The organism is Flavobacterium sp. GW823-FHT04A11, from assembly GCF_058796535.1.
Genome location: NZ_CM179503.1, coordinates 1,363,641 through 1,378,263 on the forward strand (window position 1 = coordinate 1,363,641; position 14,623 = coordinate 1,378,263).

A 14,623-nucleotide genomic window follows, 5' to 3' on the forward strand; every position below is an offset into this window, starting at 1 on the left:
ATTTTTTTCACACAATTAAATTCGGGATAATTCGAGCAATTCGTGGCAAAAAAAACATCCATGATTTATAGAATCTTTAGCAAAAAACAGCATTCATAATTGTAAATTTACTTTGTAACTTTGTAGCTTAATGTTTTACCAAATGAAATATAAAATATCTCTTTTTTTACTTTTGATTTTTGTACTGAATTCATGTCAGGATGATGACGAAAAACGACGTGCGGCGAATGAAAAAGAAGCAAAAAAGAACGAAAAAATATTTAATAACATCAATAAAGCCTGGATTTTTATTGATGAACCCATCAATGAAGTTTCAGAACAAAATGAAAGAAACTGGCCGGAGTGGCGCGATTTCCTGAAAGAAATTGGAGAAAAACCAAGAAAAACGATTGGTGCGTTTCAAAAAAAGTCAACCGCAATTTCGAAAAAAGCACTGGCATTAAACAATAATATTCCAACGCAATTTAATCAGCCTCAAATAAAAAGCCGAATTTCAATTTTGATTACCAAAGTCAAAATGATGGATTTATTTATTCATTTAAACCAAATTCCGGATGAAAAAGTTACTTTTTTAATAGGAGACATCAACAAAGAATTAGTCTCTTTAGAAAGACAAATGGATAACCTTGTTGTAAAAAGTAAAATTCCAAAAGAGCAGGGAGAAGAAGATTTTCTGAGAATGTTAGATACAACACGTGCGATTCCAAATACAGCGGTGGCTCCAATGCCGCCAAAAAATATAGATCAAAATTCACCAAAAGTTGAGTAAAAACGCCTTATATACCATGTATGATAATCTGCCAAAAAATCTGCAGATTGCCACACAATTACTAGAACAAAATCAAATTAAAATGCATCTTAACGGCTTGTTAGGATCTGCAGTTTCATTTGTAATTCGCGCTCTTTTCAAAAAAACAGAACTGCCTTTTCTGATTGTTCTCGACAATAAGGAAGAAGCGGCATATTACCTGAATGATCTCGAACAAATGATCGGCGAACAGGATGTATTGTTTTATCCTGCGTCATTTCGACGTCCGTATCAGGTTGATGAAACAGATAATGCCAATGTTTTGCTTCGCGCTGAGGTTTTAAACCGAATTAATTCCCGTAAAAAACCAGCTATAATTGTTACGTATCCTGAAGCACTTTTTGAGAAAGTGGTGACGCGCCAACAATTGGATAAAAACACTTTGAAAGTGGCTTTGAATGATAAAATTTCGATTGATTTTATCAACGAAGTTTTATTTGAATATGAGTTTAAAAGAGTCGATTTTATTACAGAGCCGGGCGAATTTTCGGTTCGTGGAGGAATTGTCGATGTATTCTCCTTTTCAAACGATCATCCGTACAGAATTGAATTCTTCGGAAATGAAGTAGACAGCATCAGAAGTTTTGATGTCGAAACCCAATTGTCTGTCGAAACCCATAAAAAAATCACGATTATTCCGAATGTCGAAAACAAGATATTTCAGGAAAACCGCGAAAGTTTCTTAGATTATATTGCAGAGAAAACCGTTATTTTTATTCAAAATACCGACGGACTTTTTAGTCAGTTAGACAAACAATTCTCAAGGGCAGAAGAAGCTTTTGGGAAACTTTCGGGCGAAATAAAACACGCTGCTCCGGAACAATTATTCTTAAATCAAAGCTCTTTTATTAAGCGAGCCTTAGATTTTTCTATTGTAGAATTGGCTTCAAAACCAATTTTCAAAACCACTAAAACATTCGATTTTCATATTAATCCTCAGCCCTCTTTCAATAAACAATTTGATTTATTGCTGAATAATCTGAGCGAAAATCATTTTAACGGATATAAAAATTATTTGTTCTGTTCTAATGAAACACAGGCAAAACGTTTTCACGATATTTTTGAATCGTTAGACGAAGCCAATTCAGAGAACATCCGCAAACAATATCATACTATTGTATTGCCTTTGTATCAAGGATTTATTGACGAAGAAAATCAGATTACAGCATATACCGATCACCAGATTTTTGAGCGTTATCATAAATTCAATATTAAAAACGGGTATTCTAAGAAACAGAATATCACGCTAAAGGAATTAACAGCACTTTCTGTTGGTGATTATGTCACGCACATCGATCACGGAATTGGGAAGTTTGGTGGCTTGCAAAAAATTCAGGTGGAAGGCAAAACGCAGGAAGCCATAAAACTGGTTTATGCCGATAATGATATCGTGTATGTAAGCATTCACTCGCTTCATAAAATTTCGAAATACAACGGAAAAGACGGAACACCGCCGAAAATTTATAAGTTAGGATCGAACGCCTGGAAACTTTTAAAACAAAAAACCAAAGCGCGCGTCAAACATATTGCGTTCAACCTTATTCAGTTGTATGCAAAACGCCGATTGGAAAAAGGTTTTCAGTTTGCACCGGACAGTTATTTGCAAAACGAATTAGAAAGTTCGTTCATCTATGAAGATACGCCGGATCAAACCAAATCGACCTCAGAAGTAAAAGCCGACATGGAAAGCGATCGCCCAATGGATCGTTTGGTTTGTGGTGACGTTGGTTTCGGAAAAACGGAAGTCGCGATTCGTGCCGCATTTAAAGCCGTTGACAATAGTAAACAAGTTGCTGTTTTGGTTCCGACGACTATTTTGGCGTACCAGCATTACAGAACTTTTTCGGAACGATTAAAAGATATGCCGGTTTCTGTAGGTTATTTAAACCGATTTAGAACTGCCAAACAAAAAGCACAAACCTTAAAAGATTTAGCCGAAGGAAAACTCGATATCGTAATTGGAACACATCAATTAGTTAACAAAAATGTCGTTTTTAAAGACCTTGGTTTATTGATTGTCGATGAAGAACAAAAGTTTGGAGTTAACGTAAAAGATAAACTAAAAACCATTGCGGCAAATGTTGATACGCTGACATTAACGGCAACGCCAATTCCGAGAACGCTTCAGTTTTCGTTAATGGCAGCGCGCGATTTATCGGTAATTACAACGCCTCCGCCAAATCGTTATCCTATAGAAACAAACGTTGTTGGATTTAATGAAGAGGTAATTCGTGATGCTATTTCGTATGAAATTCAGCGAAACGGACAAGTTTTCTTCATCAATAATAGAATTGAAAACATAAAAGAAGTGGCCGGAATGATTCAGCGTTTGGTGCCAAATGCCAGAGTTGGAATTGGTCACGGACAAATGGAAGGCGCAAAATTGGAGGAATTGATGTTAGGGTTCATGAACGGAGATTTTGATGTTTTGGTGGCAACCACAATTATCGAAAGTGGTTTGGATGTACCAAATGCGAACACGATTTTCATCAATAATGCCAATAATTTCGGATTATCAGATTTGCACCAAATGCGTGGACGCGTTGGTCGTAGTAATAAAAAAGCATTCTGTTATTTTATCTGTCCACCATATTCTTCTATGACCGAAGATGCCAGAAAACGTATTCAGGCTTTGGAACAATTCAGCGAACTTGGAAGCGGTTTTAACATTGCGATGAAAGATCTTGAAATTCGTGGAGCAGGAGATTTATTAGGCGGCGAACAAAGCGGTTTCATCAACGAAATTGGTTTTGATACGTACCAAAAAATCATGAACGAAGCCATCGAAGAATTGAAAGAAAACGAATTCAAAGATTTATATCCGGAAGAAAATAATATCGATACCAAAGAATACGTAAAAGACATTCAGATTGATGCTGATTTTGAACTTTTATTCCCGGATGAATATATCAATAACGTTTCTGAACGTTTGGTTTTATATAATGAATTGGGCGCGATAAAAGACGAGGCCGGTTTGCAGGAATTCGAAAGAAAGTTAATTGACCGTTTCGGACCTTTACCAAAACAAGCAATTTCATTATTGAATAGTATCCGAATTAAATGGATTGCGACGAATGTTGGAATCGAAAAATTGGTTTTAAAACAAGGTAAAATGATTGGTTATTTCGTATCAGACCAACAATCGGATTATTACCAATCATCTAAGTTTAGGAATGTTTTAAATTTTGTGCAAAAACATAGTAATCTTTGCAAAATGAAAGAAAAACAAACCGTAAACGGATTACGTTTGTTGTTGACTTTCGAAAATGTGAAGTCGATAAAACGTGCTTTGGAGTTAATGGAGTTGTTTGAGGAGTAAAATTTTTTAAATTATTTAAATGAAAGGAAAGATTACATTAATTTATATACTAATAATCAGTACAGTTTTGGGCTGTAGTTCTGATAATTCTAATGATTCTAATGATTCTGATGGTCAGGATTTTAATAAAGTTTTATTAAAGTCTGCTACAATGGAAAAAGAAGGTTATGAAGAGCTTTATAAATACGAAAATGGATTTTTAGTAGAAATAACAAATCGTTGGTCAGATGGTGAAATTCAGATTTATAAGTATGAGTATGATGCAGAAGGAAAAGTGATAAAACACAAATTCCAATCGGCAGCGCATTCTCAATCGTATTCTTATGAATATGATAACCAAAAACGTCTTATTAAGAGTACTGTTGATGGAGCGGATGATTTTAAAGTATTTGAATATGCCCCAAATAAGGTTATAATTACATCTTATAATGCAATGTATCTTGATACGCCATACATTTCTATTATTGAACTTAGCACAGATGCTTCAGGAAAAATTTTGAAAAGATTGGGCAAGAAAGGGTTTACAGACGGAGACGGCAAAGAATTTTATCCTACTACTGAATATGTCTATGATGCAAAAGGGAATATAATAAAGACAATATCAAGCGATATAACAAATTATGTTGATATAGTGGAAACGGAATATGATGATAAAAATAATCCATATTACCACAGCTATAAGAAATTAAATCAAAGTTTGTATTATTCAATTTATGACAGCTTTAGTACATATGAAAATTATTATTCTCCAAATAATAAAACAGCAGTAAAATATTATGGCAAAACATATGTAAAAGATAAAATGCTTTATAATACAGAAAATTTTCCCGTAAAAAAGAACCGTTATATTTATGAGAATGGAGTAAATCTTAGCTCAGAAAGTGAAATAGTTTTTGATTATTATTAAAAAATATTTTATCGGCGTACTATAGAAAACTGATCCATGATTTTGGACCTTTGCCAAAAAGCGACGGCACTGTTAAACAGCATTCGCATAAAATGGATCAATCCGTCTTGGAATCGAGAAATTAGTTTGAAGCAAGGCAAAATGATTTGGTTATTTGGTTTTAGACTAAGAATCCGATTATTACCAGTTTGTGAAGTTTAGAAATATTTTAAATTTTGTTCAGAAGCACAGCAATCTCTGTAAAATGAAAGAAAAACAAACTGTAAACGGATTACGTTTGTTATTGACTTTCGAAAATGTAAAATCAATAAAACGAGCGTTGGAATTGATGGAGTTGTTTGAGGAGTAAAACAAAAAACATTAAGTTTTATTTATCTTTTACTTAAGAAAAAACTTAGAAGTAAAAAGGTTTCTTTGGATCAAATTTCCAAACCAACTTATATGCAAAATCACTACATTGTTTTATTTTTATTTTTTGGATTAACTTCAATTTTCGCTCAGAAAACACCGCAAATTATAGCGACAGATTCTTTAAAATCAGAAACGATAGATCCTTTACGGCCTGCCAAAGCAGCTTTTTATTCGGCTATTTTTCCGGGATTAGGCCAGATTTACAATAAAAAATATTGGAAACTTCCTTTGGTTTATGGCGCAATTGGCACGAGTGTTTATCTTTATATAGACAATCAAAAAAGCTATAATCTTTACAGAGACGAATATAAAAACCGACTTGCGGGAAATCCAAGTTCCTCTGCAAGTTTAGCCAGATTTGATGAAAGCAGATTAATTGCTGCTCAAAAAGGATTTCAAAGAAACAGAGATTTATCAGCATTATTCATTGTTGGTTTTTATGTTTTGAATATAATTGATGCTAATATTGATGCCGCTTTATCTCAATTTAACGTGAGTGAAAAATTGGCTTTTAAGCCGGCAACAAATTTCAGCAACGAAAATTTAAAATCAAATTTTGGGTTTGCTATCAACTATACATTTTAAATAATTACTCAAACACAAAAAAAGGCGTATGAAATTTTCATACGCCTTTTTTTGTGTTTACACCGAAACATTAAATGTCTTATTCTGTCATTTTTTAAACTTATTCAGGGTGCTTATTTGCTGGCTTCACCTCTAAATTTACTGAAATCTCAGTCAAAATTGCTTTTTAAACGAGATCGAATCAATTCGTTAAAAAGAAACCAATAAACCTTATCAGGGGTCATTAAAAAGTGATTACCGAAATAATTAAAAAAATTACCTATGAGTTTTTTAGCAAAATTAGAATTGGACAATGAAATCTTTAATGTTTTAGAATTTGATGTGACCTTCACGCAAAATGTAGACAACAACGGAAAACCAGCCAATAAAACCAAAGGCGGACAAATTAGAATGATTGTGGAAAGTACCCAAACCGATCTGTTTTCAGACTGGATGGTTTCGCAAACCAGTACCAAGGACGGCAAGGTTGTTTTTTACCGCAGGGATGCCATGAGTACCATGAAAAACGTGGCTTTTAAAAAAGCATACTGCATTTCTTTTCATAAAAACTTCCGCAGTGAAGGCGTAAACCCAATGACCACGGAAATCCTGATTTCGTCCAATGAAATAAAAATTGGGAATACCGTATTTGAGAGTAATTGGAAAAACTCGTAAAAAATAATCACAAACTATCAGAACCAAAATCATTAAAAATGGCATTACAAACCGATACAACGATAAAAATTGGCGAAACAATAATTAGAAATTTCACAAGGCTAAAAGTCAACCAGAAAATACATGATCATCATACTTTTTCATTTGAAATACGAACAGATATACTGGTAGAGGAATTTAAAAGTGTTATGCCAGTTACCCAAAAACTGGAAGGCGAGAAAATTAGCATTGAAATAAAACCAATTCCGGATCTTGATGACCTGATGATTATTACAAATCCGAAAGATTATATCATGCAGTTTTACGGTATTGTAACCAAAGTAAGAATTCGAAAATCCCGCATACTCGATAGTGAAGAAACGATGGTTATAAGCGGATACAGTTCTTCGATTATGCTGGAAAATGGTCCTGAAACCAACTCTTTTACCCAAATGCCTTTGGCGGATATTGTCAGCAGAGTTAAATCGGGTTATGAGCTGGATATGGAGATTTTGCCTTTTTACAAAGATATCCTGGCCTATACGGTACAATACAACCAAAGCGATTTTAATTTCCTGAACCGTCTTGCAAAGCGTTACGGGCAATGGTTTTATTATACCGGCCGTACCATTATTTTTGGCGATGCAGGCGGTCATGGTCCGGAAGTTAGTTTGACCTATGGTATTAATATGCATGATTTTACCTATGACCTAAAAGTAAAGCCTGCTCTTTTTAAAATAATAGAAAATGATAACCGAAGCGGAACTCCTGTTTCAGACAATACCTTAAATTACCGAAAAGAAATTGATGGGTTCCACCAAAATTTCATCAACAAATCCAATCAGGTTTTTAGCAAGGAAACCGTTATCCAGCTCAATCAGAATTCGGCTGGAGCATCAGGGAGAAATACAGCGCAGCAATACACCAAAAATAAAATGCGAGCCGTAATGGGCGGACTTATGCAGATCAAAGGCACGAGCGAAGTTCCCGGTATTACTTTAGGCAATAATGTAAGGATTACCGGTGTTGATGTGCAGCTTGACAGCACTTACAAGGTAACCCAAATTACCCATAACTGCGATGATGGCGGAGATTATGTAAACCAATTTACGGCGGTAAACTTCAGCGGTTCTGTATTTTCACCCAAGACCAATCCCGATTTAATACCGCATTGCCAAAGCCAGTCTGCGATAGTTATGGCAAATGATGACCCTGACGGACTAAGCGGTGTTAAGGTACAAATGCCGTGGCAGGAAATTAAAGGCGAGACAACACCTTATATCCCGCTTTTGCAAAAGTATGGCGGTGAGGCAAGAGGATCTCATATTATCCCCGAAGTTGGCGATACCGTTTATGTGGAATTTCAGGGAGGCAATGCCGAAATGCCCATTGTAACGGGAACACTGACCAGTAAAAAAGAAAAAAGCGGCTATAGCACACCCAATAATGATTTGAAAGTTTTTCGCACCCGCTCTGGCATCATGATAGTTTATAACGATGCTGACGGCAGTATTTTGATTGAAGACCCAAGCGGGAATAAATATTTCATGGATGGAAAAGGGAATATAAAACTTCTGGCTCCGAAAAACATAGAGATTGAGGCTGGTGACAATATTGTTTTGAAAGCAGGAAAAGATATAAAAATAGATGCAAAACAAGATATTGAGATTGATGCCGGAAATGATATTTTTCAGAAAGCACAACATGATGTTTATATAGGCGCAAATGGCAATATTATGGAACAGTCGGATAATAGAACTGAAATGGTTGAAAAAGATTTCAGCAGAACTGCTGATGTTTCTAATGAAATTGCTGCAGAAGCGAGTCTCTACAGCCATCAGGAAGATATGAAAATTCAGAGTGGAAAACAAATTCTTATTAATAGTGCAGAAAAATCAAATCTTTTTTAACTCAAAGTTATGGCAATTATAAAACAAGCTAAAAATATCCAAATAAAGGTCACAGATGCTTATCATTTAAATGTTGGCGGCAAACTTGAAAAAAGTACCAATAAATTGAATTATGAAGCTACTAAAGGTAATTTAGAATTAATAGGTGGCAGAAAAATTATACTTCACAGAAAAGAAAAATAATGATCAAAAAACAAATCATTTTATTGCTTTTAGCAATAACAATAAGTTCATGTATGGAAAAACAATATGAATGGTCAGCGGATATTTCTGCACCAAGGGAATATCCTGTAGAAGTTTATACCGGAGCAGCCGGAGGTTATTTTTTTAGCCAGATGGGTGGCTTTAGCAACTCTGGCTGGGGTAGTGGCATTAATGTGGATTATATAAAAGCACCACTGCCCGACAGACTTGATTTGACATGGCTGTCTTATGTTGATAATAAATTTTATACCGGTGACTGGAAACTCCCGACAGAAAAAATGCAACAGCTTTTTGATGAGGGGTTTTATTCTACAACAGCAGGGAAAGCTGTAGTAGAACCCTATAAATCTATAAACATTGGTCTTGCCCCAAAAGGCATGGTTGTGGTGTGGGTTAATGGAATTGGAAAACAAGTTGAAGTTGCCAGATTTCAGGCTCAAGAAACCACGATTGATCCTAAACTTATAACTGAAAATGAAAAGTACATGTTTGAGAAAGATTATACCAAGGACATGTTAACTTACGAAGGCACAATCTCTAAAGACATTAGAGAACAGATTATTAAATATGGTTATCCTGCACCAGAAGTTTATGAAAACTATCGAGAAAAATATCTTTGGAAACCTAAGGTAATTTTACCAGAGGGATGTAAAATTACATCATTGTATATTAGAATGTCTAATGGAGAAAATGAAAATCCTTGCGACAGAGCAATTGAACAGGAATATAGAGCAATCCCTTTTTGTTTTGAAATTTTCTGGACCGTTAGCATTGGTAAAAAAGAGCAACGATTTGTGTCTAGAATATCTTTTACAGATGATAAAGAACATTGGAAAAAATATCTTCAGGATGGTGGAGGAGAGAATGAAATTCCAGTAGATTTTGATAAAAATGAAATTAGAAAATTGTTCAAAGAATACATTGATAAAAATAAACCAGCTGAAATAGTTATAAAAATCAACCCTAATATTGAGCTAAAATCTGAAAGGGTTACTGAGTTGTATATAGAACAATCAGGAAAACAATATCCTATACAAGAAAAAGTAACGCGAACCGGTAAATATAATTAAGATGAGTATAGTATTTGGAGATTATACACCACTAGAAAAACAAGAGGAAACTACAGATTTAACTATCGGTATTTTTTTTGATGGCACTAATAATAATAAAAACAATACAAATGCAAAAGAATACTACGATAAAAAGGCGAGAGGCGAAAAACTAACACCCAAAGAAACCATTTCAGCAGAAGCCTATCGTAAAAATGGTAAACATGACCAAAGCAGTAGTTATTATAATGCATGGTCTAACGTAGCAAGACTTCATGATGCTTATCCTGATAAATTGGCTGTATATGTTGATGGTATTGGTACTGAGACTGAAAAAAAAGATTCAATATTAGGTGCGGGTTTAGGTACTGGATTTATCTTTAAAGGTACTGGAATTTTAGGTAAAGTAGAAGAAGGATGTAAAAAATTAGCCGTGGCGATAGCTAATGCAGGTATAAAAGACAAGGTTATTCCAATACTTTATCTTGATGTTTTTGGTTTTAGCCGAGGAGCGGCAGCAGCACGGGTTTTTTTAAATGAGATTAGTAAAAAAGGCTATCCTTCATCTGTTAATCTAAAAAATAAAGGAGGTTGTTTAGGGTATTATTTAGCCCAAAATAATATTAAGGTAGATTTGATAAAAGTACGGTTTTTAGGCCTTTTTGACACTGTATCTTCTTATTCTGCAGGAATAAGTGTTAACCCAAATTTTGATAATGATACTACCGAAATAGAGTTAAACAATTTGTCTAAGGCAAAAACTGTACTGCATTTTACAGCCGCAGATGAGCACCGGGCCAATTTTTCGCTGACTAAAACCAATGTGGGGAAAGAAAAAGAATTGCCAGGAGCACATTCAGATGTTGGAGGAAGTTATAATGATGGTGTTGAAGTTGTGAAAGCAATAGATAAAAATTTCAAAGAAAATTTAAAAAAACTTTCAGAGATATTAATAGACCAATATTGGTATTTAGAAGATCAACTAAATATTTCTTTTATGGGGCCAAAACATGAACTAAAAGGAACACGAAAATTAAAAAATACATACAGTTATATTCCATTACATTTTATGACTGAGTCAGCAATAGCACAAAAAGTACCTTTTAAAATAGAAAAAATAGAAAATAAAAAATATAGTATTTCAAACGATCCGTTGCTTCTGCGTGTAAAAAAGCGTTTGCGGGAATATATTTTAGGTAATGGTATACCTTATACTTTTAAATGGTTTGGAGATATTCATAAAAAATATAATGGTGTAACAGAAGGGCATATAAATTACAATACATATTTACAAGAATTACAAGAACAAAAAGATTTGCGAAAACTGCGTAATGAATATTTACATTGGTCAGCTGATGCTGGTTCTCTTGGTATGGAACCTGCAAAAGACAGAAAACGTAAAATGTTTTAGCGTAAATGATATGTTTGAAAATAAACAATCTATTTATGGATTAATTTGTAAATACTTATTATTATTTATTTGATAATTGACGTTTTATATCTGTAAGACTCCACGATAACAAAACAAAAAAGGCGCATGAAAACCTCATGCGCCTTTAATTTTTTAAACATAATATATTATTTAACAATCAGTTTTTTAGTAACATTAAAAGCTGCAGAGTTAATATTTACAATATAAACACCAGAAGCTAAATGATGATTAATTTGTCCAGAAGTTGAAAGTTTTTCTGTTAAAACAGTTCTTCCATTAATATCAAAAACTGTAATTGAAGCCACATCTCCAGATTCTAATTCAGGTAATAAAACATGAAATTGATTGTCTGTCGATGGATTTGGATAAATGCCGATTGCTTTTTCAGAAGATAAAATTTCTTCTGTTTTAATAGATTTACCAGTTCCAACCGTTGTAGGTTCCAATTGCCATTGTGCACTGTACCAGCCATCTTGCGAATTTCCGTATTGTGCAGATCCCGTTTGATTTTCAACATGAATAATGTTTCCTGATTGCCATCTGTTTCTTAATCTTGTCCACGTTCCATCAATATAATCGCTTGACCATTGTGCACTCCAGAAAGTGGTATCGGTTATATTAGCCTGAACACTTCCGGTTTGACTTTCTATATTCATCAGTTCACCGGTTGCTACATTTTTAAGTACAAAATAAGTGGCGTCGATAGCAATTTTCTGCCATTTATAATTGTTGCCTGAAATTGTTGTTCCGTAACCCACATTTGCGCCGGCATCAGATAAATAAGCTCCTGTCCATCTGTTTTTGATGGTATAATAAGTTCCTCCGGTAGAAGTTGTCGAAACAGTTACGGCACAAGTACTTGTTTTATTTCCGTCAACTGTTGCAACTGTAATTGTCGCATTTCCATTCGCTACAGCGGTAATTAAACCAGAACTGTTTACAGTTGCTACAGCGGTGTTGTTTGAACTATAAGTTACGGCTTTATTTGTTGCATTTGAAGGCAAAACAGTTGGAGTTAATTGTTGCGTTGCACCAACGGATAATGAAGCTGTAGCCGGACTCAAACTTACGCTGGTAACGGCCACACCGGTTCCAGGGTTAGAATCGTACCAGATTGCGTTCATGTACCAACCCGTTTTGTTCCTGCTTAAATCAGCAGATTGGCTTGTTCCGTCATTAAAAATTAAATTAGTCGAAGTTACATTGGTAAACGTATAACTATACCAGCCATTTCCTGCATTGGTCATGTTTACGCCCGGCCATGATGCATCAGCCAAAATTCCTGTTGGCAAAGCGCTCCAATAATAGATTTTAATTCCAGTTCCCCAATTTGATGGTTTATAGAAATAAACCGTAAAATTCGTATTTGGGTTTACAGTAATTGCTGCAATTGCGGTTTTACTTCCGTCTTGTGTTGTTACGGTAATATTAGCTGTTCCTGCCGAAACTGCTGTAACTAATCCTGATGAATTTACAGTGGCTACCGCTGTATTGCTAGAACTCCACGTTACTGTTTTGTTTGTAGCATTTGCCGGAGCAATTGTTGCTGAAAGTTGTTGTGTATTTCCTGCATATAAACTTGCCGTTGTCGGCGAAACACTTACTGAAGCAACCGGAATTGCCGCAACCGTTATAGCCGAAGTCGCTGTTTTATTTCCGTCAACTGTTTTCACGGTAATCGTTGTTGTTCCTGCTGAAACCGCTGAAACTAATCCAGAAGCGTTTACTGTGGCAACCGCTGTATTGCTTGATGTCCAGGTTACGTTTTGGTTTGTAGCATTTGCAGGGGCTAAAGTGGCATTTAATTGTTGCGTAGATCCTAAACCAACTGTTGCCGTCGCTGGACTAACCGAAACTCCTGTAACGGCTACAGTCGCCACATTTGTATTGGTTAAAACGATATACTGAAAAGCATTAAAAGATTGCGTAGCTCCCGAAACCAATGTTACGTTAGCACCCGTATAAGCGTCTTTATAAGTTCCTGCCAATGCTGCCGGAATCACAAATGTTTTGCTGGCATTTCTAAGATTGGTCATGACAATAACTTTCTCTGTTCCTAATGTTTTTGTAAAGGCGCAGATATCATCACTTGCATAAGGAGTCATAGTACCACGTCTGATGGCGGCACTGCTATTTCTAAAGTTAAGTATTTTAGCAAATTCAGGTGTAGCAGCGGTATTGCTCCAGTTAATTTTTACACTCGTGTAAGGCCATGGAATTACCTGATTGAAAGCTACCTCTTGTCCGCTGGTTAAAAAAGGAACTCCTTTCATATATCCCGAAACTAAGAAATTGGCAACGACTCCGGCATTACTTTTAAATACTGTAAAAGGAGCAGTATCGCTGTTGTTTTCTGAGTCATGATTGGCAGTCCATCTTACTTCTTGCTGACTTCCGGTTGCATACGTATATTCCATGTCGTTTGTGGTTTGGAATCTTGTAGAAACCGGACCTCCGCCCGCCACATTTTTTAAGGCATCATAAAACCATTTGTCACCAAAATTCATATCAAATCCGGCTTGAAAATTTTGTAGACGATCCCCCTCGGCAAGCATTAATAAGTTATGAGATGTGATTCCTCTTAAATTGCTGATAATTTCTGTCCAGAAATCAAGAGGAGGATTATTAGCAAAATCACAACGATATCCGTCGATATTTGCGGCAAAAATCCAATAACGCATCGCGTCTTTCATTGCGGCACGAAGTGCCGTATTGTTAAGATCCAGTGCGGCAATATCAGAGAAATTGGCTAACTGATTGATTGTGGTTCCGGTTCTTTGGTAATATTCCGGATGCGATATGGTCCACGGATGATCCCATGAAGTTCCGTTTACGGCAATGTCCAGCATTACTGCCATACCTTTGGAGTGGGCTGCAGCGACCAGATTACGCATATCGGTAAGTGTTCCGTATTCAGAACCTACTGATTTGTAATCTTTGATACAATAAGGAGAGTTTGAACTTCTTGAATCGGTTCCATAAGGATAAATTGGCATTAAATAAAGCACATTAATACCAAGTGATTTGATTCGGTCCAGATCAGATGTAACTGCGGCTAAAGTTCCCGAAGCACTGTGCGGACGAATGTGAACCTGATAAATATTGGCATCTCTCGGGTCCGGAACTCCTGTGTATGGCGTTCCGTACTGAGCGGGATCCTGCGCATAAACTGAACTTGCAAATAATAATAGAAAACAGACTACTGCTTTCGTAAAATGAAATAATCCGGTGGTAATTTTGATTTTCATAATTTTTGTTTTTTGTATGCTTGTCAGCATCTCTAACTAAAATTCATTCTCACTCGCATTGTTTTTAAATTCGACAAACATTTTGTGGTTAATAGTTTTCAAGTAGTAAAATTTTAA

At 35.4% G+C, this 14,623-nt stretch carries 10 protein-coding genes; 9 read left to right on the forward strand and 1 reads right to left on the reverse strand.

All coding sequences use genetic code 11. The features are described 5' to 3' along the window. Window positions 1-142: 142 nt before the first annotated feature. The 9 genes from AC3QL1_RS05990 (at window position 143) to AC3QL1_RS06030 (ending at window position 11,237) form a co-directional block, all read left to right on the forward strand. Window positions 143-769, forward strand: a complete 627-nt coding sequence (locus AC3QL1_RS05990; RefSeq protein ID WP_492495971.1) for a hypothetical protein — start codon at window positions 143-145, stop codon at window positions 767-769. Continuing rightward, window positions 762-4,127, forward strand: coding sequence for a transcription-repair coupling factor (gene mfd / locus AC3QL1_RS05995; RefSeq protein WP_492495973.1), 3,366 nt, complete (start codon window positions 762-764; stop codon window positions 4,125-4,127). Before AC3QL1_RS05990 ends, mfd begins: the two co-directional genes overlap by 8 nt. Before the next feature lie 19 nt (window positions 4,128-4,146). Then, window positions 4,147-5,034 carry a hypothetical protein gene (locus tag AC3QL1_RS06000; RefSeq protein ID WP_492495975.1) on the forward strand — a complete coding sequence of 296 codons (888 nt, stop codon included), beginning with the start codon at window positions 4,147-4,149 and terminating at the stop codon, window positions 5,032-5,034. Between the two features lie 441 nt (window positions 5,035-5,475). After that, entirely contained in the window at window positions 5,476-6,030 is a 555-nt protein-coding gene (locus tag AC3QL1_RS06005) for a DUF5683 domain-containing protein (protein ID WP_492495977.1), read from the forward strand. Window positions 6,031-6,291: 261 nt separating this feature from the next. After that, window positions 6,292-6,684 carry a type VI secretion system tube protein TssD gene (gene tssD, locus AC3QL1_RS06010; RefSeq protein ID WP_492495978.1) on the forward strand — a complete coding sequence of 131 codons (393 nt, stop codon included), beginning with the start codon at window positions 6,292-6,294 and terminating at the stop codon, window positions 6,682-6,684. A gap of 38 nt (window positions 6,685-6,722) precedes the next feature. Beyond that, on the forward strand, window positions 6,723-8,573 hold the full coding sequence (locus AC3QL1_RS06015; RefSeq protein WP_492495980.1) for a phage baseplate assembly protein V: 1,851 nt from the start codon (window positions 6,723-6,725) through the stop codon (window positions 8,571-8,573). A gap of 9 nt (window positions 8,574-8,582) precedes the next feature. Further along, window positions 8,583-8,756 carry a hypothetical protein gene (locus AC3QL1_RS06020; protein ID WP_492495982.1) on the forward strand — a complete coding sequence of 58 codons (174 nt, stop codon included), beginning with the start codon at window positions 8,583-8,585 and terminating at the stop codon, window positions 8,754-8,756. Continuing rightward, window positions 8,756-9,847: a DUF2931 family protein gene (locus AC3QL1_RS06025; protein ID WP_492495984.1), complete on the forward strand. Its 1,092-nt coding sequence runs from the start codon at window positions 8,756-8,758 to the stop codon at window positions 9,845-9,847. The genes AC3QL1_RS06020 and AC3QL1_RS06025 overlap by 1 nt, the downstream gene beginning before the upstream one ends. A 1-nt stretch (window position 9,848) precedes the next feature. Continuing rightward, window positions 9,849-11,237, forward strand: coding sequence for a T6SS phospholipase effector Tle1-like catalytic domain-containing protein (locus tag AC3QL1_RS06030; protein WP_492495986.1), 1,389 nt, complete (start codon window positions 9,849-9,851; stop codon window positions 11,235-11,237). A gap of 167 nt (window positions 11,238-11,404) precedes the next feature. Here the strand turns inward: AC3QL1_RS06030 and AC3QL1_RS06035 are convergent, their stop codons facing one another. Beyond that, window positions 11,405-14,506, reverse strand: a complete 3,102-nt coding sequence (locus tag AC3QL1_RS06035) for an Ig-like domain-containing protein (RefSeq protein WP_492495988.1) — start codon at window positions 14,504-14,506, stop codon at window positions 11,405-11,407. Window positions 14,507-14,623 lie beyond the last annotated feature (117 nt).